The organism is Sinorhizobium terangae (genome assembly GCF_029714365.1).
Classification (GTDB): domain Bacteria; phylum Pseudomonadota; class Alphaproteobacteria; order Rhizobiales; family Rhizobiaceae; genus Sinorhizobium; species Sinorhizobium terangae.
In genome coordinates, this window is record NZ_CP121659.1 from 207,942 (window position 1) to 232,794 (window position 24,853).

Here is a 24,853-nt window from a genome sequence, read left to right on the forward strand (position 1 = left end):
CCTCGATGGACCTGTTGGGTGGTGGCAGCAAGAGCATGCAGGCCAGCCGGCTCTTCGCCGTGCTGTGGTTGTTCTGTGCCTCCTTTGCCATGCAGGTCATTGCCGTCGGGCAGAGTGTTTCCAGCCGCGCCGCAGGCGCGTCGACCGGCAACGTCGCTGGGCCGGACACCGGTTCTTCCGACCGCCCGACAGTGCGGCAGGGCTCCAGGGCCGTTACCTTGCCCGATCTCCGTTTCGTCGGCGAGCGGGCGGATGGAAAATCGACGGCCGGAGGCGATCTCCCGCCGGTTCTTCCCCTTGCCCTCGCCAGCTTGCCTGCCCTCGAAAGCGCTCGACCGTCGTCGTCTGCGCGGGCGGACGTCACGGCAGGAGTGGCGCTTTTCGGCGAACGCATTCGCGCTCCACCGCAGGCATAAAGTATCCTTCAGTGTCTGGCGGAGCCGGCAATCTCCAGCTTCGCTTGAGTTTTGATGAAAACCTGGCCCGGACGCCGCTGGTTGAGCGCGTTCTGGCATTCATGGAATTTCCACATGCGTACATCCAGATGGGCGGTCCTCGCCTATGTCGCGATCATAATATTCGGATGCCTCGCGGCGGTGCCGAGCGTTCTGCCGCAGGCCATGAGAGAGCAATTCACATCGATCCTGCCCTTCAAGCCGGTGACTCTCGGCCTTGATTTGAGGGGTGGCTCGCACCTCGTTCTCGAGGTCGACGGGGCCGGCCTGCAGAAGGCGCGGCTCAATACGCTTCTTGATGATACCCGCCGGGTTCTTCGCGGCGAACGCGTTTCCGCCTCGTCGGCGCGCATCAGCGGCAACGCCGTGACGGTCAGCATCGCGGACGCGGCCGATCGGGAAAAGGTGCTGCCGAAGCTGCAGGAACTGGCGACCCCCGTCAGCACGATCGGCTTCGGTGGCGCGACTCCTGAGGTCGAGGTGACGACAAACGCCGACGTGGTGACGCTTGCGATCACCGAGGCGGGGCTTGCCGACCGCATGACCAAGGCGGTCGAGCAGAGCCTGGAGATCATCCGCAACCGCGTCGACCAGGTCGGCGTTGCCGAACCGCTGATCCAGCGCATCGGTTCGAACCGCATCCTCGTGCAGTTGCCCGGACTGCAGGATCCGACCCGTCTGCGCGAACTCCTCGGCTCCACGGCGCAGATGAGCTTCCACATGCTCGACCAGGCCGTGGATGTCACGCAGCCGCCGCCACGCGGCGTCGACATCCTTCCCGGCGCCAATGACAACAACAAATATCCGGTCGAAAGCCGCGTCGCCATCTCCGGGGAGCGCCTTGACGATGCCAAGGTCGGCTTCGACCAGCGCACCAACCAGCCGGTGGTCGATTTCAGCTTCGACTCGCTCGGCGCCCGTCAGTTCGCCGAGATCACCCGCGAAAACGTCGGGCGGCCTTTTGCGATCGTCCTCGACGGCAAGGTGCTGACGGCCCCGGTCATCAACGAGCCGATTCTCGGCGGCCGCGGTCAGATCAGCGGCAACTTCACCGCCGAGTCGGCGACGGTTCTTTCGGCGCTGCTGCGCTCTGGCGCTCTGCCGGCGCCGCTGACGATCATCGAAGAGCGATCGGTCGGCCCGAACCTCGGTAGCGATTCGATCCGCATGGGCCTCTACACCGGCCTTGCCGGCTTCGGTCTCGTCGTGACGCTCATGGTCGTGCTCTACGGCGCCTGGGGCATGATCGCCAATGTCGGCCTGGTGCTGCACACGATCATGACGATCGGTGTTCTCGGCCTGATCGGTTCGACGCTCACCTTGCCCGGCATCGCGGGCATCATCCTCGGCATCGGCATGGCCGTCGACGCCAACATCCTTATCAACGCGCGCATCCGGGAAGAGACGGAAGGGGGCGCCGGTGCGATGAAGGCGCTGGATGTCGGCTTCAACAAGGCCTATGCCACGATCCTTGACTCGAACGTCACCACGCTCTCCGGCACGGTGCTTCTGTTCTGGCTCGGCAGCGGTCCGGTCCGCGGCTTTGCGGTCACCATGATGCTCGGCATCGTCATCTCGATGTTCACTTCGGTCACCGTGGTACGTCTGCTGATGCGCGAGGTCGTCATCCGTCGCAAGATGAAGAAGCTGGAGATCCCGTCGCTCTTCGGCGGGGTTCCGCACCTGCCGACCATCTCCTTCATGAAGCGCCGCTTCCAGGCGATCGGCTTCTCCGCCTTCCTGTCGATCAGCTCGGTCGTCCTGTTCTTCACGCCGGGCCTGAACTACGGCATCGATTTCGTCGGTGGTATCCAGGTAGAAGCGGTCTCGAAGGACAAGATCGATCTGGCCACGCTGCGTCACGGGCTCGAAGCGCTCAATCTCGGCGAGGTGGCGTTGCAGGACTTCGGCAACGGTCAATCGGTGCTGATCCGCGTCCAGCGCCAGCCGGGCGGCGAACAGGAGCAGACCGCTGCGCTGAACCGCATCAAGGATGCCGTGACGACCGCCGTTCCGGGGGCGGCCCTGGAGCGGACCGAAGTCGTCGGCCCGACCGTCAGCGGCGAGCTGCAGCGCTCCGGCTTCCTCGCCGTCGGCCTCGCGATGGTGGCGATCCTGCTCTACATCTGGTTCCGCTTCGAATGGCACTTTGCCGTCGGCGCGATCGCGGTGCTCTTGCTCGACATCACCAAGACGGTGGGCTTCTTTGCCCTGACCGGCGTGGATTTCAACCTGACGGCGATTGCCGCGCTGCTGACGATGATCGGCTATTCGGTGAACGACAAGGTGGTTGTCTACGACCGCATGCGTGAAAACCTGCGCAAGTACAAGTCGATGCCCTTCTCCGATCTCATCGACATGAGCATCAACCAGGTGATTGCACGATGCATCTTCACGTCGATGGCAACGGCCCTTTCGCTGGTGCCGATGGCGATCTGGGGTGGCGAAACGGTGCGCAGCTTCGCTTGGCCGATGATCTTCGGCGTTTTCGTCGCCACGACCTCCTCGATCTACATCGGTGGTCCGATACTGCTGTTCCTGAGCCGCTGGTGGAAAGATCGCGAGGCGGGCCGCTCCGCGGCGCAACAGCCGGGAACGCCGACGGCCTGATCCGATCACAAATGACAAAAGCAAAAGGGGCGGCCGCGGCTGCCCCTTTTTCGTCCGAAAGTGCTGTCTTTATACCAATCGTCCCTTGCAGATCGATTCGTCGCTACCTAGATAGCGTCAGAGTCCTCAGCGGGGACGACTGAAATAGAATTGTCGCCATGATGATTCAAAGCGGGAGCGTAGAGAATTATTTTTCTCCTCTCGGTTTTTGAAATTGACTAATTTGGTAGATTATTCTAGTTTGAAACCGTGACGGGCGGAGTCCGCCTCACATTGTTCATGAACCGACTCGGCGCGATGCGCCGGGCCCCAGCCAAAGGAGAGTGACATGTCCGGAATCGTCTCGACCGCCGCTTTCTGCGGCTCGCGTTCCTATTGTCGTGCAACAGTGAAACGTTACCTTCGCGCACTTCGCCGAATGTGACCGTCTGAACTTCCCAAATTTCATCTTTGCCGAGAATCGAATGACCCGCGCCGCGAGGCGTGGAGGAGCGTTATTACATGAGCAAGCAAGTTATCGAATATGGCGGCGAAGCCGTCGGCGTTGTTGTCCCTGACGAGGACCGGCTGAAGTTCTTGGCCGTGAAGTATCATGTCTGGGACTTGGACGCGCAGCGTTTCCGCTCGGCCGATGAAGCGCGAGCGGCGATCGGCCGCCTGCTCGCCGGCCAGGGTGCCAGAAACCATCAGGTTGGCATTGCGGCGGCGTGATCGACTGCATGTTCCTTAAATCGTACTCGATTTAAGGATGAAAACATTCAGCAACTCAAAGTGCTACAGCGTCCCTTGCGCGTCCGATGAGACACGCGGCGCTGCAGCCTCCGCCGCAATGAGGCAATAAATCCAATCAAACTTGAAGTTCATCCTCCCGAATTGTCGACCAAAATTGTGTATTGGCGACGCGCTTCTTGTGCTATGCCAAAACAGGAGTGTGTTGTTGCCAACGGTCCCGGCGTTTCAGGGAACCGGGAGGAGAATTTCTGGGAATGCTGACGAAGAAGGGAAAATACGGCCTCAAGGCCCTCGTCGATCTGGCGCGCCTCGAACCTGGCGAGACGGCGTTCATCAATGAAATCGCTCAGCGCAACAACATACCGAAGAAATTCCTCGACACGATTCTGCTCGAATTGCGCAACGCCGGCATGCTCCGTTCCAAGAAAGGACCGGGTGGCGGCTATTCGCTTTCCCGTCCGGCATCGGAGATTCGCATCGGCCACGTCATCCGGACACTTGACGGTCCCCTGGCACCGATCCGTTGCGCCAGCCGCACGGCCTATGAGGTCTGCGAAGATTGCAGCGACCCCGAGACCTGTCGTGTACGGATATCGATGACGACGGTTCGTGACGCGATCGCCGCCATCCTCGATTCGATGACGCTCGCGGAATTTGCGGGCGATGGTGAACTGCCGCTCGAGGTTATCGAAGAAAAACGCGCGGGCTGACGGCCAAACACAATCAGTTTCAGTGCAAACAGTCGCAAATAGACTTGGTTTGCCAAGAAAAAGCGCTTATCTGCCTTCTATATGCTCCAATGCTCGATGAAATAGCGGGCTTACGGACAAATTCGTCGCGGGGGACCAGGGTCAACGATGGGCTTGAGAGAAGTAAAGGCGGATGGGCAATCCCGTTCCGCGATACTGGATTCGATCGGCAGGACGCTGACGACTGCAACCAATGGGATCAAGGCTCTTGCCGATCACCTGACGACGGATGAAGTCTTTGCGCGCAGCCTTGTGGACGCGGTCGAATTGATCGGCGACAGCGAGGGCCGGGTCGTCGTGTCGGGCGTCGGCAAGAGTGGGCACATCGGCCGCAAGATCGCAGCGACCATGGCATCCACCGGCACGTCCGCCTATTTCGTCCACCCGACCGAGGCGAGCCATGGCGACCTTGGTATGGTCACGTCGCAGGACGTACTGATTCTGCTTTCCTGGTCGGGAGAGACGGCCGAGCTTGGCAACATGCTCACCTATGCCAAGCGCTTCAAGGTGTCGGTTGTCTCGATCTGCGCCAATCGCGACAGCATCCTTGCTCGCAACTCCGATGTTGCCCTGGTGCTGCCGAAGGTGCCGGAAGCCTGCCCGCACGGGCTCGCCCCTACGACCTCGGCGATGCTGCAGCTTGCGGTCGGAGATGCTTTGGCGATCGCGCTTCTGGAGCGTCGCGGTTTCTCGGCTGAAGACTTCAAGACATTCCACCCCGGCGGTAAGCTCGGCGCACAGCTGCGCCTGGTGCATGAACTGGCGCATGTGGCGGAACAGGTGCCGCTGCTCGTCGTCGGCCGCCCGATGAGCGAAGCCGTCATCGAGATGTCGTCGAAGGGATTTGGCGTCGTCGGTATTGTCGACGAAGGAGGCTCGCTGATCGGCGTAATTACCGACGGCGACCTGCGCCGCCATATGGCGGGCGATCTGCTGGCTCAGCGGGTCGAGGACGTGATGTCGCGCAATCCGAGGGTCATCAAAGGCGACGTGCTTGCCAGCGCCGCCATGGAGTTCATGCAGGAGCACAAGGTGACCGTCCTTTTTCTGGTCGACGAAGCCGGGCTCCCGGCCGGCATCCTGCACATCCACGATCTCTTGCGCGCCGGCGTGGCCTGATAGATCTTCGATCGCGATCTAACGAATGCCAAAGGCGGCGGACGGCGCACTTTTCGCCGGCTTTCGCCGGGGCGGAGGGTCTACGAAAGCCCCAGGCTCGTTGACCGTACCCTGGTGCAAACGCTCAGCGATAGCGTTTGCACCGGCGCTCGTGCCCGCGCTTGAATAGAAATTGCCACGGACCTGGATCGCCGCGGCCATCAATCTGAACAAGGCGGCACTCAAGGCGGCATCCGGCCTCTGAGGCGCCTGCCAGAATGTATCCAACGGCTGCTGGTCGGTAAGCCCCGCAATATCGAATACGGCACTGCCGAGCACCTTTACAGGCTTACCCTGTTTCAATGCATGCAGGCCGGCCGTCGAGTTGACCGTGACGACGCCTGCGCTCCCCTGCACCAAAGCGTCCAGATTGCCGCCGTCGAGAAAGGCGACCCGGTCTGCGATTCCGGTCTTGCCCGCCGCTTCAGCAACGATCTTGCGCCAGCGGATGAGGCCATTGTCGAGAGGGTGGGTCTTGATCGCAAGCTTGCTGCCCGCGGGGGCGTGGTACGCAAAGGAGGCGAGGATCGCGCGGATCGCTTCCTTCTGGCTGTTGAACGGCGAGTGCGCGCGCAGTTGGTAGTCGGTCTCCAGCTGCAGTGGATAGACGAAATAATCGCTTCCCGCCGAGGCCAGCGAGCGGATGAGGGCATCGGCTGCGCGTTGTTGCCGCCTCTGCGTGGCGAGGCGCAAGAGCCACCCGCCATATTCCGCCAAGGGATGAAAGATCCCGTGCCGGCGATAGCCCGGAAAAAGAAACCAAAGGAAGACGTTCGGAAGATTGTAGAGCAGATCGCAGCTTGCTTCGGCGAGGAAGGACTGCTCGTAACGCCGCCGCCAGTCCGGTTCCGGCAGGCCGGCTGCCGCGCTGAGGATCTGGTCCGGTTCAGCCGGAAAATGCGAGTTGGACGACATGCCGCCACGCTCCAGCGTCAGCCAGTCCGGGCGCAAATAGCCCATCTCCACGATGAAGACGGCGGCACCTGTCCGGCGGGCAGCGGCGATCGCGGCTTGGTGATAGGGGCGCTCTTCGCCGAGCAGAACCAGGTCGCTCACGGCGTGACGACGGATAAAGGCCTCAACAAAGGCCGGCCACCCCGACATGGAGCCGCGATAGTTGAAAGCGCCTCGGCGTCGCCAGAAGATCTGGTCGCCGACATTGAGATTGATGCGAAGGCATGTGTGGCCCAATGCCTCGAGCCGGTTTGCGATCTTGGCGAAGATCGACGACGAGGGCCCCTGCAGAAACAGGAATGTCCGTAGTGTCGAGCGATTGATCGTCGTGTCCCCTGTCATTGTCAGTCGCCGCCGCTATTGCAGCGCATCCTTTTGCAGGTTCGCATGTCTGAGCAGCGACCGTATCAGGTTCCACGGGTGCTCGTCCTTCGGTGCTTTCGCACCCGATTGGGCGGGGCGGGCCTTGGCGAGCGGCACGATAAAATAATCCGTGCGGGGATCCGGGAACGGGTCGGCGAAGGATTTCAGGAGAGGTGCGTGGTCGCCGTAGAAGACGAGCCAGACGGGGCGCTCGAGCTTGTTGAGACTGTTGACCAACTGCTTCAGGGCGGCATCCGACTGCTGCAAGATTGCCAAATAGATATCGACTGGATTTGTGAGTGTGCCCACGCGACCGGGCTCCCACGGGCCGTGATTGGCCATGGACGCGACGAAGAAGAAGCCGCTTTCATCTTCCGGCAGCTTCTCCGCTTCCGCGATCACTCGTTCCGTCAGCGTCGCGTCGGAGACATAGAGCCCGTCGCGCTCGGGCTTGTGGTCGAAGGCGTCCAGCATGGTGAGCTTTTCGAAGCCAAGCTGCGGCATCGCCTTGTGCCGGAGAAAGAAGGTGCGGTCATAGGGGTGGATGAAGTGTGTATGCCAGCCGGCGCGCTTCAATTTCCCCGGCCAGACGACGTCGGCATAGTGGGAGGCGCGCAGATAGGGATAGCTCGCATCGACATGAATATCGTCCGGCACAAGCCCGCTCAGTACGGCGAATTCGGTGCGCAAGGTATAGCCGCCCTCGAATACGTTGCTGAGGCGGCCCCACTGTATCGCCTGCTTGCGCAACCGGTCGATTGTCGGCAGCTTGATTGTCTTGACGCCGAAATGGCGCATGTCGATGAAGGATTCCGATTGCCAGACGACGATCAGCGGGGCTTCTTCGTGCCCGATAAGATCGAGCACTGCGGCGCGAAGCCGTTCGGAGAGTTCGGCGACGATTTTTTCGCGTTTCACGCCCAGCCATATGATGAAATGGAAGACGACGGAGGCAAACGTCCCGAAGCGCACCGTATTCATCTTGACTTTGACGGCCTTGACGAGCCCTTGCACGAGGGCCGCTGTCGGCCGGTTCACCGGCCCGTAGAACAAAAGGCCCCAGGGCGCGCTGGCAACGACGACCATCAAGAGAATCCAGAACAACTTGCCTCTTGCGGGCAAGATGTTCGGCTCGAAATACATGTAGAGTGCGGAGACGCCGAACACGTAACAAAAGGCGACGATCCAAAACAGGATATTGAGCTTAGTCGCGTAGAAGATCGTCTTGTATTTGAAGACGTCCGCGACGAGGGCAATATCCGAGAATACCAGCGGCTCGCGGATGAACTTGAACTTCGCGCGGGAAATGCCGGTGAAGATGATGAAGAAGCTCATGACGCCGGCGGCGGCATAGAGGGGCCGCCAGGAAATCGCGAAAAAACCGGCAAAGACGAGCGCTATGACCGGAAGGCGCGCGATAGCGTCGATGATGTCCTGATTGCGTCCGTAGGGAGGCCTGTTCCTCCGGCGCTCGCGCGCCGGCAGGGCGAAACGATCCGTGAAGAAAATCACGGCACAGGACAGGAGATAGCAAAACAGGGTCAGCGCCGCCGGGTAGTCATGCAGCTGGAAGGGAAGAAGCGCCAAGCCGATACCTTTGAGCCATTTCACCGCCGACACCGCCTCGGCAGCAGGCCGTCGTTCGACACTTAAATGCTAATGTAGGCCGGCACAAGCGCGGCTGTGCCCCGTGGCGGTCACCGTCCACTGTTACGGGCAATAGCCCTGTCGAACCACCAGTCGAGGAGCGGTCTGACCGCCGGCCCGAAGCGACCGAGCAGGAAAAGCGTGAGGCCGAAATAGACTTCGGACCGGCGCCGGTCGATGCCCTTCGCGATCTTGCTTGCGACCGCTTCGGCGGTCCAGGGCCGCACCGCTCCCATCACCACGCTTGCTTCCGGCGGCCGCAGGCCAAGTTCGCGCTCGAACTGCGGTGTCTTGGTATCCGGAGGAAAGCTCACCGACACTCCGACATTGTAGCGGCGCGCCTCGCTCCTGAGCGCCTGCGCAAATCCGTGCAACGCGAATTTCGATGCGCAATAGGCGGTATAGCCGTAAATGCCGATCAAGCCGGCGCCCGAGGAGACCATCATGATGTGGCCGGCGCGCCGGCGCTTCATTTCCGGATAGACGGCGCGTACGGCATGCACCGTGCCGGAGAGGTTCGTTTCGATCTGGCGGCGAAAGGTCGTGCTTTGCTGCTCCTCGAAAGGCGCCGGTTCGACGATGCCGGCCGAGGTCACGAGAATGTCACACGGGCCGAAGGTTTCGATACAGCGGGATATCGCCGATTGGATCTCTTGCTCTTCAGCAACGTCGGCCGTCTCTATGCGAATGTCGCCGCTCCCGGCGCCGTATTCCGTGACGAGCTTTTGGGCCGCTTGCTCCAGAAGCTCTCGCGAGCGGGCGATCAGCGAGAGCCGGGCCCCGCGCGCGGCGTAGATCGAAGCAAGTGCCAGGCCAATGCCACTCGAGCCACCGGTGATGATCACATGGGTCATGCTGAGGTTCCGCCTGCGGCTCAATGGGGCTTCGTTGTTTCAATGAAACATCGAAATGATCTAGCGCGCCGACAGCGCCTTCAACATCTGTTCGATATCGACGCCGCCAAGCCCGAAATTCCGTTCGGTCAAATCCTTGAGGCGCTCGGCGGTCAGCGCGACGGTACGGCGGATCTGCTCCTCGGTGTGGTCGCTGGTAATGAAGAAGCGCAGCCGCGCCAAGCCTTCCGGCACGGCAGGATGGATGATCGGCAGCACATTCACTCCCGCCGCGAGCAGATCGTTGGAAAGCTGCACGGCGCGCAACGAATCGCCGACGATGACGGGAACGACCGAGAAGCCGCCGCTCAAACCCGTATCAAGGCCGGCCTCCTTGGCGAGCTTGAGGAACAGACCGCCGTTGCGCCTGAGCGCCGCCGTGCGTTCCGGCTCGCGTTCGAGGATATCGAGGCTGGCGACCGCCGAAGCGCCGAGCACCGGTGCCAGGCCGACGCTGTAGACGAAGCCACCGGCCGATGCCTTGAGCACCGCCGCCAACGCCTCGCTCCCGGCAATATAGCCGCCGCAGCTCGACGTCGTTTTCGACAGCGTTCCCATCCAGATATCGACCTCGTGGGGATCGACGCCGAAATGTTCGGCGAGACCCTTGCCGTGCAGCCCGAGAACGCCGAGCGAATGAGCCTCGTCGACCATCAGCCAGAAGCCATATTCGGCCTTGAGCTTCAGCAGCGCGGGAAGGTTCGCGACATCGCCGTCCATCGAATAGATGCCTTCGACAATGACCATGATGTGACGGTATTCTCCGGCGACCGTGCGCAGCACATGCTCGAGGTCGGCCGTGTCGTTGTGCTTGAAGAGGCGGCGCGTGGCGCCGGAAAGCTTGATGCCGGCGAGCGCGCTGTTGTGGATGAACTCGTCATGGATGACGAGATCCTTGGGGCCCATCAGGCAGCTGATGGCGGCAACGTTGGTGAGATAACCGCTGACGAAGCAAACCGCCGCTTCGACGCCGTAGAAGCGCGCGATCTTTTCCTCGAGCTCGACATGCACGGGCCGCTCGCCGGCCACGAGCCTGCTCGCGGAGGCGGAAATCCCGAAGTTCCCGATCGTGTCGCGTGCCCTGTCGAGTACGTGGGCGTGGCGGTTCAGCCCGAGGTAATCGTAGGAGGCGAAGTTGATCATCGTACGGCCGTCGATCACGGTCGTCGCGCCGGCTGCCGTCTGGTGTGCCCGATAGAAGGGGTTGGCAATACCCAGCTGCTCGCTCGCAAATTTTTGCGTGAGCACCTGTTTATATTCCGGAAGGTCCTCGAAACGCGCCTGGCGGCGACGGGGAGGCGGCGGCAACTCCCGTTCCGAGCGCGCCATCCGGTTGCGCTCGGACGATTGGTGCGTGTTCCTCATCCTGTCCAGCAGGTTCTCCTTGAGGCTACTGTTCATCTTGGAGAAGGTCTGGCCGTTTCCGTCGTTGCTCATTGGCTCAGTGCTTTTTCCCTGTCCGCCCCGGCGTGGCGCTGTGCAAGTTCGGTTACCAGCCGGTCATCGGCCGCCTCGCCATCTTCGCCCTGGTCCCGCTTGCTCACCTTCTCGTAGAGTTTGCGCGCAACGTCGCCCACGGTCGCATTGTCGGCGACGCCGCTCAAGGGCATGTCGAAGCCGGTGTTCTGCTGGAAGCTCATGCCGAGTTCCACTGCCATCAGGCTGTCCAGGCCGATTTCCTTCAGGATCTTGCCGCGGGTCACCGTATCCTTCGACACCCGAAGGATCGCGGCGATCTCGCCCGCCACCAGATCGAACAGGATGTCTTCCGCTTCCTGCGGCGATTTCCCCTCGATCATCGCGACGAGGTCCATCTGCGTTCCCTCGGCACCGGACGAGTGCTGATCCGCGCTGCGCAGGATCACTTCGAAGAGCGCGTTACGGGCAACCGGCAGGTTGCGTGCCGCCGTCCAGTCGATCTCCGAGATCATCACGACCGCCACATCGACGGTGCCGGGATCGGAGGCAATGTGGCTTTCGACCATGTCCAGCGCCACCTGGGCCTTCAAGGCGGTCTTGCCGATGCGCTTGGCCAGAAGATCGTTCACATCGGTGTTCTGCACGAGGTAACCGGCGTCGGCTATCGCACCAAAGCCGACGGCGAGACCTGCGAGACCCTCCGCGCGTCGGGCGCGGGCAAGGCCTTCGAGATAGCCGTTGGCCGCGACATAGTTGGCCTGTCCGGGATTGCCGACGAGCGTCGTGGCCGACGAAAACAGGATGAAATTGTCGAGCTCATCGCCACGCGTCAGTTGGTCGAGGACCGCTGCGCCCTTGGCCTTCGTGTCAATCACCGGCCGGTTGCGCTCGCGGTTGAGATTGCTGATCAGGGCGTCGTCCAGCACCATCGCCGCATGGACGATGGAACGCAGCGGCGCCTCGGCGCGAAGCGTCGCGAGGAGGCCGTCGACCGCGGTCGCATCGGTGATGTCGCAGGCGTGGAGCGAGGCGGACACGCCCGCCTTGTTCCAGCGTGCGAGCATCGCGCTCGTTTCGGCATCCGCCTGGCCGCGGCGAGAGCACAGCGCGATCCTGCGCGCACCCTTCTCGACCAGCCAGTTGGCGGCCGCCAGCCCGAAGCCGCCGATGCCGCCGACGACGAGATGCACACCGTCCGGATCCACTTTGACGCCCTTATGCGGCTTCGCGGCGATCTCGTGTTTGCCGGCGACCGGCGGCAGGACGACGATCTTGCCGATGTGGCCGGCATTCTGCATGAGGCGGAAGGCATTACCGATTTCATCGAAATCGAAGGCGCGGTAGGGCAGCGGCGTCAGCTTGCCTTCCTCGAAAAGCACACCGATTTCCATGAAGATGCGCTTGGTGAGCGCAGGCGCATTGACCAGAAGCTGGTCCGCGTCGATGCCGAAATAGCTGACATTGCGCCGGAACGGCCGCAATCCGATCTTGCTGTCCGCGTAGTAGTCGCGCTTGCCGAGTTCCAGGAACCGGCCAAAAGGCTTCACCAGCGCGAGGCTTTGTTCCATCGCCTCGGCGAACAGCGAGTTCAGTACCAGATCGACACCCTCTCCGCCGGTGACGGCGCGCACGTCGTTGACGAAGCCGAGCGACCGCGAATCGAAGACGTGATCGGCACCGAGCATTGCCAGGAAGCGCCGTTTTTCGCGCGTTCCAGCCGTCGCTATGACCTTGGCGCCCTTGAGCTTGGCGACCTGGAGCGCGGCGAGGCCGACGCCGCCGGCAGCGCCATGGATGAGGATGGTCTCGCCAGCCTGGATGCGGCCGAGCTCGACCATCGCGTAATAGGCGGTAAGGAAGGCGACCGGGACGGTGGCAGCGGCTACGGGGCTGATGGTCTGCGGCAGTTTTGCAACGCCGGCGCGGGAAACGACCACATGCGTCGAGAATGCCGAAGACGCGATCGCCATGACAGCATCGCCGACGGCAAGGTCGTCGACCCCTTTGCCGACCGCGACCACATGGCCGGAAAGCTCCATGCCGATCGTCGCGCCGGCAAAGCCATCCTCGAGCGCTTCCTCGGGAAGAAGGCCCATCGCCCACATCACGTCGCGGAAGTTCAGGCCGGTAGCAGCGACCGCGACGACGATCTCGCCCAGTCCGGCCTGCGGCACATCCGCTTCCTCCCAGGCGATGCTCGCAACCTGCGAGCTGACGCGCTGGCGGATGGTCGCCGCCGCGAAGGCGCTTGTCTTGCCTTCCGTTCTGACAGCCGGGCCGGGAACGGCGCGGATTTCCGAGAGCAATCCAGTGGCCTTGTTGAGCAGCCACTCACGATTTGAACCGGACACCGTCAACAGCGACAGCGCCGAAGCAATGCTATCCTCCTGGCGTGCGTCGTCATGCCCGTCCAGGTCGAGCGAATGGACGTCGAGGAATTCGTATTCGTTCTGAAGAACACGAGCGAAGGCCCAGAGGCCGGAATTCACACCGGAACTGGACGCGACGCCATCTGCCCGCGAAGCAACCGGCGCGCCGCCCGGAGCGACGATCACCAACCGAGGGCGGTCGTCGCCGGATAGGTCAGCGTCTCCGACACGCTGCCTTAGCGCTTCGGCGAAGGCGCTGAGCGCAAGCACGTGAGCCTGCAACGAGGCGGAATCGGTGTCGCTTGCGTGACGTGTCGCCGGCGAAACAAGCACTGCACGAACAGGATTCTCGCCCAACGCGCCAAGTGCGGTCTGCAACGTGCCAACGTCCGCAGCCATGTCGCCCACGAGCGAAACTGGCACGGCATCGCTGGGCATCGACGCCGCGTCGGGCGACGCACCGTCTACCTGGATGACCAGGTAGGAGGCGGCAACGGTCTTGTTCGCCTGCACCGCTTCGCCGGATGCTGTCGTCGCGGCCGCGCCGCGGGCCTCGATCAGAATGATGTTGCCGTGTGCGCACTCATGGTCCGCGATGTCGATGTCGCGCAGCCCGAGATCCGCAAGGCATTTCTGCCAATGCGGTACAGCTGCAAGGTTGCCGATCGGGAACTCGGCCGTCTGGCTGCGGGCAAACCAGCCGTCGGAAAGGCCAAGAGCGAAGTCGCCGAAGATCGAGGGTGCGCTGACGGCCGCGGCAAGCGCGCCGCCTTCACGCAGCATCGAGCGCAATGCACTGCGCAGCGCGGTTTCATCCTCGATCAGCTGGTAGAGATTGTCCGAGGCGCTGACGGCGAGATCGAAGGGGACGATTGTCGCGAATTCGCTTTTCTTCAGAACACGCACATGCGCATCGTTCTCGAATGCAAGCTCAAGGTTGCGTTGCAAGTTGTCGCGCGGTTCGGCGACGATCAGGCTCGCGCCATGACGCGCCGCCAGGTCGGCGAGCCGACGCGTGAAACCCGTCGAAACGCTTCCGAATTCGACAATGCGCAAGGGGATACCGGCGGTTTGCGCAGCCAGTGCCCGTTCCGTCGCGCCGAATACCCGTTCCATGCGCTGCCGGCTCGCAACGGAATGCACGGCCTGGTGGTCGAGCGTTGCGTCGCTGATGAAGCCCGCGCTCGAGGCGTGCGTGTGGTCGCCTTCTGGTCCAGCAGCGAGAAGTGCGTCGAGCCGGCTCAAGGCCTCGGCGTAGGCATTGTTGATGAGTACGGCTTCGACCGCGCGATCGGGGCGCTCGCCATAGAGTTCGCCGAGGATTTCGGCCACGGTCGGAAGGCTGAACTCCCGCGCAACAGTCCAGACCCCGTTTTGATGTTCGCTGAGCCCGGCGTCCTCCAATACGTAGAGGCAGCTTGTCAGGAAACACTGGAAGGCGAAGTCGCCGGGCAGGGCATCGCCGCGGATCGTGGCGGCTCCCCTTGCAAGCTTCAGCCCGATTTCCTGGCAGGCACGGTAGATCGCCGCGTTGAACAGCAAGGTCGCGTTGTCCACGCTGTCGTCGCCATCGGCGGGCGTCGCCAGCAAGGACGGCATGGCTACGGCCGGATTGGCACCGGGAAGCGTCGTCTCGGACAGCACGGTCTCGTAATGGAAGGAAAGCCCATCCAGCGTCTTGTGCTTTCGCAAATAAGTGCGGCGGAAACGACAATCGTCGAAATGCGCAATCGCTTCGCCCGACTTGTCGAAGAAATGGAACCTTGCCTTGATCGAATTGGCGCTGACGCGCTCGATCTCGATCGTGGCACGGGCGATTGGCCGTCCAGCGTTGACGACATGCACGGAACCGAAGCGTACCGGAATATAAGGTGCGCCGCCCTTGTCGCCCGTAAAGCGGTCGAAGAGCGCAACGAGCCCGTGGAATGTGGCGTCGACGGAGATCGGATGAAGGGAATAGCTGACGAGCGGGTGCCCCGCCCCATTCGGCGCCTTCAGCTCGACGTCGATGATCCGGTCGCCGTATGCGACCGCCCTTGAAAGCAGCTGGAAGCTCGGACCGTAGTCGAGACCGAATTGCTTCGCCGTCTCGTAGGCTTTCGACGGATCGACGCTCGCCGTTTTCGCCAATTTGGCGAATGACGGGGAGGCGTTGTTCTTTCCGGGCACGGGCTTGCGGCTCCGCGCGACGGCGTGCACCGTCCAATCGTCCTCCGAGAGGCGCTCGCGCGAGCGGATCTCGATGTCACCGGTCTCGGGCGACAGGATGGTCGAGAGCTCCATGATGCGGCTGTCGTTGAGCTCCAGCGGGCGAACGATTTCCAGATTGGTGATCTCCACCTCGTCGCTGCCGTAATATTGCTGCGCGGCGGAAACCGCCACTTCGATGAAGCCGCTGCCCGGCAGAATCGGCTTGCCGTCGACGACATGCTCGGCAAGGTCCGGGAAGAGATGCGCATCGATGTGGTTTTTCCAGCTTCCGCTGTTCGGATCGCTGCGCCAGCCCGTCAGGCGATAAGGCCGGCCGGAGCGGCCGAAGAGGTCGGTGGAATCGGTCGTGGCCGCAGGCCGCAATTCTACCGGTTCGAAGGGCAGTGCCGGCAATTCGACGAAAGCGTTGCGCTTGCCGTAGACGCGGGGCCGGTCGACCGCCGCGCCGTGCGCGACGGCGCGCGCCATCGATGCCGAAATCGGATCGTGACCGCTCTCGCCGACGTCGCGGAGCAATGTCGGAACGACCGCCGCCGGGAAGGCCGCCTGCTTGATCGTTTCCTTGACATAGGATGCCAGGATCGGGCGCGGGGAAATTTCGATGAAGAGCCGGCAGCCGAGTTCGAGTGCGGCCTCCGCAGCCGCCTGGAAGCGGACTGGTTCCCGGACGTTTTTCCACCAATAGTCCGGATCGAGCTCAGTTCCCTCGAGTGCGGCCCCGGTCACGGTCGAGAGAAAAGTCAGCTCTGTCCGCCTTGGGGCAATATCCGGAATATCGGAAAGGAAGGCCTGCTTTGCCTGGTCGATGACCGGATGGTGGAACGGGTAGTTGATGTCGAGAATCTGGACCGGGATCTTGGCCTTGCGGGCAGCGTCGCGGAAAGCGGAAATTTCGTTGGCCGGACCGGACATGGTGACCGAATTATGCGCGTTGACGGCTGCGACGCAGAGTTCGTTGAGACCGCGCGCCTCCGCGAATGCCCGGGCGGCTGCCTCGCCGAGCATCACCGCGGCCATCGTTCCCTGGCCCGCTAGCAGGTCCTGATGCAGCGAGCGCTTGGCCACGATCGACACGGCATCGACGAGCGACAGGGCGCCGGCCGCATAGGCAGCGGCAATCTCGCCGACCGAGTGGCCGAAGACCGCAGCAGGCTTGATGCCCATCGCGATCAGGGAGTCGGAGAGAGCAGCCTGGACAGCAAAAAGCAGCGGCTGCGCGATCTTCGTATCCGAGAGCTTCTTGTCGAGTTCCGGATCCATCAGAAGATCGGTCAGGAGGATGTCGGAATGGAACTTGAAGAGCGCGCTGACGGACGTGAAGGACTGGCGGAAGTGCAGGTTCTCGCGGAAGGCTTCGACGCCCATGCCGGCCCATTGAGAACCGTTGCCCGAGAAGACGAACGCGACTTTTGCATCCTTCACCGGCGCTTCGCCCACTTCGCCGATGTCGGAACCGGGCTTGTCCAGATGGCTGGCGATCGCCCGCACGATATCTTCGGGGTGATCGCTGCGCGCCGCGAAGCGATGGCGCATATGGGTGCGGTTGGCGCCGGAGGCGGCGATCATCGCGCGCGTCTCTTCCTTTGAGGCACTCGCAAAGCGCGCCTTGTACTCCTTCAGCAGGTTCTCAAGACTCGACGCCGTGTGGGCGCTGGCCATGAACACGTGACCAGCCGACGAAGGCGCGGCTTTCTCTTCCGGTGCCGTCTCCGGGTCGCTGATGACCACATGCGCGTTGGCGCCGCCGAAGCCGAAGGAGTTGATGCCGGCAAGCCGTGCACGCTTGCCCTTCAGCAATTCGATCGGGTTGGCGGTAACGCGAACGTTCAGTCCATCGAAATCGATGTGTTCGTTCGGCGTATCGAAGTGCAGCGACGCCGGCAGGTAGTTATGTTCAAGCGCCAGAACGGCCTTCATCATGCCGAACAGACCGGAGGCCGGCTCGGTGTGACCGATATTGGACTTGATGGAGCCGATCGGCACCGGCGCCCTGCGTTTGGCGCCAATGACGGTGCCGATGGACCATACTTCCGCCGGATCGCCCACTTTCGTGCCGGTACCATGGCCCTCGACGAAAGCGACCTGGTTCGCGTCGATGCCGTTGCCTTCGTAAATGGCTCTCAGCAAGTTGGCCTGTGCTTCGCGTGAGGGCAGTGAAATGCCGTTGGTCCGACCGGCCGAGTTGACACCGGTCGCCACGATCCTGGCATAGCTGCGGTCGCGTTCGCGGCGCGCCCGGTCCGAGCGGCGCAGGATGAAGACGACGCCGCCTTCGGCGCGTACATATCCGGCGCCGTCGTTGTCATAGGCCCGGCAGAGGCCTTCCGGCGACAGCATCCGCGCTTGGGCGAAGCCGACGAAGGGAAGGGGATGGGCAAGAATATTGACGCCGCCGACGATCGCGGTGTCGATCTCGCCGGCGTTGAGCGCCCGCATCGCCTGATCGAGAGCCACGAGCGAAGAGGAACAGGCGGTATCCACCGTCATGCTCGGCCCGCTCAACCCGAAGATGTGGGAAATGCGGTTTGAGACGATCGACAGCGTGTTACCGGTCATGAAATAGGGACCGGCGGCGGCCGGATCTTCGACGGTCAGGTTTGCGTGGTCGAGGCTCGACGCGCCGACATAGACGCCGACATTCTCGCCATGGAGGGACGCAATGGAAATATTGGCATCCTCAAGCGCGCGCCAGGCGAGTTGCAGCAGCACGCGCTGCTGCGGATCCATATACATGGCTTCCCGCTGGGACATGCCGAAGACAGCCGGATCGAAATCGTAGACTTGATCGAGCACGCCGGCCGCAAAAGAATAGGTCTTTCCTTGCACACCCATGACGGGATGCCAGAAGCGCGCCAAATCCCAGCGGTCAGAGGGAACGCTGGATACGGTGCATTTGCCCTGGCGAAGAATCCTAAACAGCGCCTCAGGCGATTTCGCTCCGGGGGCAAGGCATGCACGCCCTATGATTTCAACAGTCATGTATGATCGAACGCTCTAAACTGCCGTTAAAATTGTCCTAGCCAATCGCCGTGCCAAACGTAAATTGCAATTGGTGAGATTACCGATTTGTTATTTTCCCCGATTTTATTCGTCCAGCCGTCCCCGCTGTATTAGTGAGCTTTTAACTCAAAGTACCTAGCTTTCAACCCCAAAGGCTTAGATACACAGGTCGCAAGACCCCATCCAGACAATTACGGCGACGGATCGTAAACAATGTCGAGGAGGTATGACCGGAAAGGCGCAGTTCCGAATATTTTGGTTGCCCGGCGGTGAGGTGGCTTGTTGTGGAACGGCGATTGTGCTTTGCAGTGACCGGCGGATTCCCTGCCGGGGAAACATACGGCGCAGATCTGTAAGCAGAGTCATCGCTGTGCCGAAGACGGAGTATCGTAGTGAAAAGAGTGACTGCCCTTCTGCTTTGCACCGCGCTTGCGGGATGTCAGGCCGTGCCGGGAGAAGGCCCTCTCACAACCGATATCGTCGCGGACGCTGGCCAGTCCGGTGCGCAGATCGGCAGAAAGAATGCGACCGTCTTTGATATCGTCGACGTCGATGGCCAATCGGCACGGTTGGTTTCGGACTATGTTTCAACGACGCTCAGCCGGCGCTTCGGCATTGGCGGCGGCGTCGGTCAGGTCGTCATCGGCGTTGGCGACCAGCTGAAAATTTCGATCTTCGAGGCCGGCAGCGACGGTCTGTTTTCCACAACGGAATCAAAACAGACCAACATCGATCTGGTCGTCCAGCCCGATGGTAAGGCGGCCATTCCCTACGTCGGTTCGGTCCGCTTTGCCGGCCTGACGCTGGAACAGGCGCGCCAGGCAATTCTCGAAGCGCTGAAGCAGAAGGCCGTGGAGCCCGATGTCATCGTGACGAGCACGTCCACGGCATCGCGCATCGTCACGGTCTCCGGTGCCGTCGGCCGTCCGTCGGTCGTGCCGTTGAACCTCGTCAGCGAGTCGATCAACGAAGTCATCGCCAAGGCCGGCGGTCCGTCGGCGCAGCCTTACGAGACCTACGTCACGCTCGTGCGCGGCAAGAAGACCGGCACGGTCCTGCTGAAATCGATCATCGAAAACCCGTCGGAAAATATTCACGTCAAGCCGGGCGACCAGGTCTTCGTGACCCGCGATCCGCGCACGTTCACGATTCTTGGCCAGGTCAGGGCGAACCAGCGCGTCGAGTTCGGCGCCAATGACCTGAACCTGCTCGAAGCCGTGGCGCTCGCGGGCGGCGGCTCGGACCGGACGGTCGATGCCAAGGGCTATTTCGTCTTCCGTTACGAAGAGCCGGATATCGTCATGAGCCTGCTCGGGCGGGAGCGGTTCAACACGATGCTGAGCAAGGGCATGAAGCCCGACAGCGTCGGGCGCTATCCGATCGTCTATCGCTTCAACATGACCAATCCGGATAGCCTGATCGTCGGCCAGACCTTCCCGATCAAGAATCGCGACGTGATCTATGCATCGCGTCATCCTTCCGTCGACATTTCGAAATTCCTCGACTTCGTGGCGCGGCCGATCGGTATTGCGAATACGGGCGTCAACATCGCGGACAACCTGGACAATCTGCAGAACTAATGGAGCTCGGCGGCCAGCGAACCTGCTTGCTGCCAAGCAAATTCTGTGATTGATCTTCGGGCTAAATCGATTTTGTTGATGGCCGGCACGGTCCGGCCGGATCGCGAGGTGGGCCCATGGCTGAGGAAGCCTTGATCGTCATCGATGTACAGAACGATTTCTGCCCCGGCGGCGCCCTTGCCGTTGCCGGCGGCGATGAAGTCGTGCCCGTCGTCAATCGCCTCATCCAGCTGTCGCCCCATGTCATCCTCACGCAGGACTGGCACCCGGCCGGCCATTCCAGCTTCGCATCGACCCATCCCGGCGAGGTGCCCTTTGCCACGATCACCATGCCTTATGGCGAGCAGACGCTCTGGCCCGATCACTGTGTTCAGGGCAGCCCGGGCGCCGATTTTCATCCCGGTCTTGAATGGACGACGGCGGAACTGGTGGTGCGCAAGGGCTTCCGTACTGAGATTGACAGCTATTCCGCCTTTTTCGAGAACGACCACCGGACCCCCACCGGCCTGGCCGGCTACCTGCGTGAGCGTGGCATCTCCAAGGTCAAGCTCTGCGGTCTTGCGACCGATTTCTGCGTCGCCTTCTCGGCGCTCGATGCGGTCGCCCAGGGCTTTTCCACCTCCGTTGTGCTCGGCGCCTGCCGTGGCATCGATCTGAACGGATCTCTCGCGGCGATGACGCAGCGCATGCGCGATGCGGGCGTTACGCTGGTCTAGCCGCACACTGGAGCGGGACCGCTCGAAAGAACGAAATCGATCAGGCTCGGCCGAGTGCCAGGATGATCCAGAAGGAGCGTAGTCGCAGATGCCAAAGACCGATATCGCACGGCGGGTCTATAACCATACCTGGAAGCTCGATCCGATCATTCGCAGTCTTTTGGATACGGATTTCTACAAGCTCCTGATGCTGCAGATGATCTGGAAGCTCCATCCGGATGTCGAAGCAACCTTTTCACTGATCAACCGCACCAAGACCGTGCGCCTCGCCGAGGAAATCGACGAACAGGAACTGCGCGACCAGCTCGACCACGCGCGGACACTGCGTTTCAGCAAGAAGGAGATGATCTGGCTCGCCGGTAACACGTTTTACGGCCGCAAGCAGATCTTCTCGCCGGAATTCCTCGCCTGGCTCGCCAAGTTCCAGCTACCCGAATACGAGTTGTCGCGCCGCGACGGCCAGTTCGAACTGATCTTTCGCGGCCGCTGGGTCGAAACGACGATGTGGGAGATCCCGGCGCTGGCGATCATCAACGAGCTGCGCTCGCGCGCCGCGATGAAAGGCCTGGGGCCCTTCACGCTTGACGTGCTCTATGCGCGCGCCAAGGCCAAGATGTGGTCGAAGGTCGAGCAGCTGCGACAATATCCCGACCTGCGGATTTCCGATTTCGGCACGCGCCGCCGGCACAGCTTTCTTTGGCAGCGGTGGTGCGTCGAGGCATTGAAGGAAGGGATCGGCGGCTCGTTTTCCGGCTCCAGCAACGTGCTGCTTGCCATGGACACCGATCTCGAGGCGCTCGGCACCAATGCGCACGAACTGCCGATGGTGGCGGCGGCGCTCGCACGCAACGACAAGGAGCTTGCCGCGGCGCCCTACAAGGTTCTGCAGGACTGGAACCAGCTCTATGGCGGCAATTTGCTGATCGTCCTGCCCGACTCCTTCGGGACTGCAGCCTTCCTGCGCGACGCACCGGATTGGGTGGCGGACTGGACCGGCTTTCGACCGGACAGCGCCCCGCCGATCGAAGGCGGCGAGAAGATCATCGCCTGGTGGAAGAAGATGGGTCGCGACCCGCGAGAAAAGCTGCTGATCTTTTCCGACGGGCTCGACGTCGACACGATCATCAAGACCTATCGCCATTTCGAGGGCCGCGTGCGCATGAGTTTCGGCTGGGGAACCAACCTTACCAACGATTTCGCCGGCTGCGCGCCGACCGAAATCAGCGGCCTCAACCCGATATCGATCGTCTGCAAGGTGAGCGAAGCCAATGGTCGGCCCGCGGTCAAGCTTTCGGACAACCCGCGCAAGGCGACAGGAGACCCCAAGGAAGTGCAGCGCTATCTGAAGTTCTTCGGAACCGAGGATTTCGTCGAGCAGACTGTCAGGGTCTAATTGGTCCCCAAAAAAGAAACCGGCAAGCGCCGGTTTCAAGAAGGGATTGCGATTGTCCATCATCGCATTATCAGATTTAGCAATAGAATCTTAAGCTTGCGTTAAGGTCGCCGTGGCCGGCGATCACGCGCGCCGGCGCACAAATTCGGCATCGGTGTCGGTCACGTAGCCAATCTCGGCGGGCTGGTCGAGGGCTATGCGGAACTGCGAGACGAGCTCCGAGAGGCCGGACGCCTCGTTCGAAAGACGATGCGTCATCGCCGTGCTTTCTTCGACCATCGCGTTGTTTTGCTGCGTCATCCGGTCGAGCGCGCGCACGGTTTCGTTGACGTGCTGGAGGCCGCTCACCTGGGCGCGCGCATCGGCGGCGATCTCCGAGATCTGGTCGTTGATAGCGTGGATTTGTCCGGAGATCCGGCTGAGTGCGTCGCCTGCCGCCCTCACGAGCGATACGCCATTCGCCACCTCGTCTGCAGACGCGGTGATGATGGTCTTGATTTCACGCGCCGCGACGGCGGATTTCTGGGCAAGCTCCCGCACTTCGTGTGCGACAACCGCGAACCCCTTGCCCGCCTCGCCGGCGCGTGCGGCTTCGACCCCGGCATTCAGCGCCAAAAGATTGGTCTGGAAGGCTATGTCGTTGATCGTGCCGATGATCTGCGAAATCGAATGCGAGGCGGATTCGATCCTGCCCATGGCATCAACCGCATCGCTGACGACATCGCTTGACTTGTCGGAACTCTCTTTCGCAGCGGCTGCAATCTCAGTGGCGGAGGTGGCATGTTCGGCGGTGCGCCGTACGGTAAGCGTGATGGTGCCCAGCGCCGCCGCCGCTTGCTCCAGCGACAGCGCCTGATGCTCCGTGCGCTTTGCAAGCTGGTCTACTGCATCTCGCATTTCACCGGCGTCGCCGTGAATGTGGGCGATTCTCGTCTTCACATCGCGGAGTGTGAGCGCGAGCCGGTCGAGAGACATGTTGTAGTCCAGGCGCAGGCGATCGAGTCCTTCGACGAACGGTTGGTCGATGCATGTGGTCAGGTCGCCGTGCGAAAGTCGTTCGAGCCCTGTCGCCAGTTCATCGACCGCTTCGCCGATGTGACGGGCCTCCTCTATCCGCGCGACGTCGCGTGCCCGTCGCTCGTCCTCGATCGATGCCCGCGTGTCTTCCGCCTCCTTCTCGAGGCGAACCCGGTCGATCGCCGCATCGCGGAAGACGACGACGGAGCGGGCCATGTCGCCGATTTCGTCCTTGCGCGTCTGGCCCGCGCAGGCGATCGCCGTATCGCCGCCGGCGAGCCGATCCATATCCTTCACCAGAGCCGATATCGGATCCGTCAGGCGGCGTGAGTACCAGATTGCAGTGACGATCGCGGCAATCAGGACCATGAGTGCCGACAGCAATGTCCAGTTGCGCAGCGCCGTCACAGCCGCGAAGGCCTCGCGCGAAGTCATGACGGCGGCGACAGTCCAGCGGGTGCCGAAGGCATCGAGGGTGGTCGCCGCCATCTGCGCTTCTTCACCGCGGAAATCCGGAAGCGCGCTGCTGGCGATCGCCTCGCTTTGGGTGACCGCTGCCGGTCGGTCCACCCGCGTACGCAGCATGTCGTTTTCGCTCGTCCTGGCACTGTCCGTCAGGAAGAAGCCGTTCTGGTCGATGAGGATCGTCTCACCCGTTTCGCCGAGTCCGGTCGTGTTGCCGACGATTTGGCCGATCATTGCGTCGGGCATTTCGAGCACGAGCGTACCGATCTTGCCGTCGAGCGACGCGATCGGAATGGCAATGAAGGCCGACGGTCTTTCGCCAAGCGGGCCGTAGCTCTCGTAGGAGGCGAAGGCAAGGCTGTTCTTGTCGGTACCTTCGGCGGTCGCCTCAAAGATGCGGCCAAGGCCAGTGCCCTTCCACGGTGCCCGCAACAGATTGACGGCGAAATCGCCTTTCTTGTTCAACGTGTAGACGACGTCGCCATTGAGATTGACGAGCAGAACATCCTTGTAACCGTGCGCCTCGGCAAACCGCCGGAAGAACGGATGGTAGCGGCCGTGCAGGTCGTCATACTTGTCCTTTCCGGCAGAGCTGAGCAGTGCCCGCTTGTCCTCGGCATTGGGGTTCTCCGTCGCGTAGCGCCGCGCAAGTTCGCCTGCGGCATCGCTGCCGATCCCGGCCATCGCACTGCTGAGGTCGCTCAATGCCTTCGCGACCGTTTTTTGCTCCTGCAGATTGCGCAGGTCATTTTCGATCGTCGTCAGGTAATGGCGCAATTCGTTGCGTCGGGCATCCGCCAGGGCTTCGAGTTTCTCGACCACCGCTTGAGAGGACATTCTGCCGCTGACGGTGAGGCTGGCAAGGCTGGTAGCGGCGATGGAAAGAACGGCCAGACCCGCCGCTGCGAGCGGGAGCTTCACGGATAAACGCATGACAACACCGAAATTTTGGAAAAAAATCAAATGCCGAGAGGCAGGTCATGGCGCATCATGCGCCTGGCGGGGTTTCCGCCCGCGGAGTTATACGGATTTGTTTTAAGGTTTGATGACGGGCGTCGTTCATGACGCAAATAGCAATAGCGGCGCACCCTTTTCACATCTTCAAAGGTGCGCCGCGCGGCA

At 62.0% G+C, this 24,853-nt stretch carries 14 protein-coding genes; 8 read left to right on the forward strand and 6 right to left on the reverse strand.

Features of this window, described 5'->3' with window-relative positions:
- Positions 1–5: 5 nt before the first annotated feature.
- From QA637_RS00970 to QA637_RS00990, 5 genes are all read left to right on the forward strand, one after another.
- On the forward strand, positions 6–416 hold the full coding sequence (locus tag QA637_RS00970; protein ID WP_234886839.1) for a hypothetical protein: 411 nt from the start codon (positions 6–8) through the stop codon (positions 414–416).
- A gap of 114 nt (positions 417–530) precedes the next feature.
- Positions 531–3,065, forward strand: coding sequence for a protein translocase subunit SecD (gene secD / locus QA637_RS00975; RefSeq protein ID WP_153438569.1), 2,535 nt, complete (start codon positions 531–533; stop codon positions 3,063–3,065).
- A 501-nt stretch (positions 3,066–3,566) separates the two neighbouring features.
- The gene (locus QA637_RS00980) at positions 3,567–3,776 is read left to right on the forward strand and encodes a hypothetical protein (RefSeq protein ID WP_153438568.1); all 210 of its coding nucleotides are present in this window, start codon (positions 3,567–3,569) and stop codon (positions 3,774–3,776) included.
- Between the two features lie 275 nt (positions 3,777–4,051).
- Entirely contained in the window at positions 4,052–4,507 is a 456-nt protein-coding gene (locus tag QA637_RS00985) for an RrF2 family transcriptional regulator (protein ID WP_153438566.1), read from the forward strand.
- A gap of 147 nt (positions 4,508–4,654) precedes the next feature.
- On the forward strand, positions 4,655–5,665 hold the full coding sequence (locus QA637_RS00990) for a KpsF/GutQ family sugar-phosphate isomerase (protein ID WP_153438565.1): 1,011 nt from the start codon (positions 4,655–4,657) through the stop codon (positions 5,663–5,665).
- Positions 5,666–5,683: 18 nt separating this feature from the next.
- Here QA637_RS00990 and QA637_RS00995 read toward each other — a convergent pair whose 3' ends face one another.
- The 5 genes from QA637_RS00995 to QA637_RS01015 form a co-directional block, all read right to left on the reverse strand.
- Positions 5,684–7,000, reverse strand: coding sequence for a capsule polysaccharide biogenesis protein (locus QA637_RS00995; protein ID WP_153438563.1), 1,317 nt, complete (start codon positions 6,998–7,000; stop codon positions 5,684–5,686).
- A 15-nt stretch (positions 7,001–7,015) separates the two neighbouring features.
- Positions 7,016–8,632 carry an LTA synthase family protein gene (locus QA637_RS01000; RefSeq protein WP_184108422.1) on the reverse strand — a complete coding sequence of 539 codons (1,617 nt, stop codon included), beginning with the start codon at positions 8,630–8,632 and terminating at the stop codon, positions 7,016–7,018.
- 86 nt (positions 8,633–8,718) lie between these two features.
- Positions 8,719–9,522 (reverse strand): SDR family oxidoreductase, encoded by an 804-nt coding sequence (locus QA637_RS01005; protein ID WP_153438561.1) that lies wholly within the window; start codon positions 9,520–9,522, stop codon positions 8,719–8,721.
- Between the two features lie 60 nt (positions 9,523–9,582).
- The gene (locus QA637_RS01010) at positions 9,583–10,998 is read right to left on the reverse strand and encodes an aminotransferase class I/II-fold pyridoxal phosphate-dependent enzyme (protein ID WP_153438559.1); all 1,416 of its coding nucleotides are present in this window, start codon (positions 10,996–10,998) and stop codon (positions 9,583–9,585) included.
- Positions 10,995–18,539 (reverse strand): type I polyketide synthase, encoded by a 7,545-nt coding sequence (locus tag QA637_RS01015; protein ID WP_283062985.1) that lies wholly within the window; start codon positions 18,537–18,539, stop codon positions 10,995–10,997. Before QA637_RS01015 ends, QA637_RS01010 begins: the two co-directional genes overlap by 4 nt.
- A 413-nt stretch (positions 18,540–18,952) precedes the next feature.
- Between QA637_RS01015 and QA637_RS01020 the strand changes: the two genes are divergently transcribed.
- The 3 genes from QA637_RS01020 to pncB all read left to right on the forward strand — a co-directional run bounded on the left by QA637_RS01020 (position 18,953) and on the right by pncB (position 22,249).
- Positions 18,953–20,140 carry a polysaccharide biosynthesis/export family protein gene (locus QA637_RS01020; RefSeq protein WP_184108423.1) on the forward strand — a complete coding sequence of 396 codons (1,188 nt, stop codon included), beginning with the start codon at positions 18,953–18,955 and terminating at the stop codon, positions 20,138–20,140.
- Between the two features lie 116 nt (positions 20,141–20,256).
- On the forward strand, positions 20,257–20,856 hold the full coding sequence (gene pncA / locus QA637_RS01025) for a bifunctional nicotinamidase/pyrazinamidase (protein WP_153438552.1): 600 nt from the start codon (positions 20,257–20,259) through the stop codon (positions 20,854–20,856).
- 88 nt (positions 20,857–20,944) lie between these two features.
- The gene (gene pncB / locus QA637_RS01030) at positions 20,945–22,249 is read left to right on the forward strand and encodes a nicotinate phosphoribosyltransferase (RefSeq protein ID WP_153438550.1); all 1,305 of its coding nucleotides are present in this window, start codon (positions 20,945–20,947) and stop codon (positions 22,247–22,249) included.
- Positions 22,250–22,372: 123 nt separating this feature from the next.
- Here the strand turns inward: pncB and QA637_RS01035 are convergent, their stop codons facing one another.
- On the reverse strand, positions 22,373–24,664 hold the full coding sequence (locus QA637_RS01035; protein ID WP_153438548.1) for a methyl-accepting chemotaxis protein: 2,292 nt from the start codon (positions 24,662–24,664) through the stop codon (positions 22,373–22,375).
- Positions 24,665–24,853 lie beyond the last annotated feature (189 nt).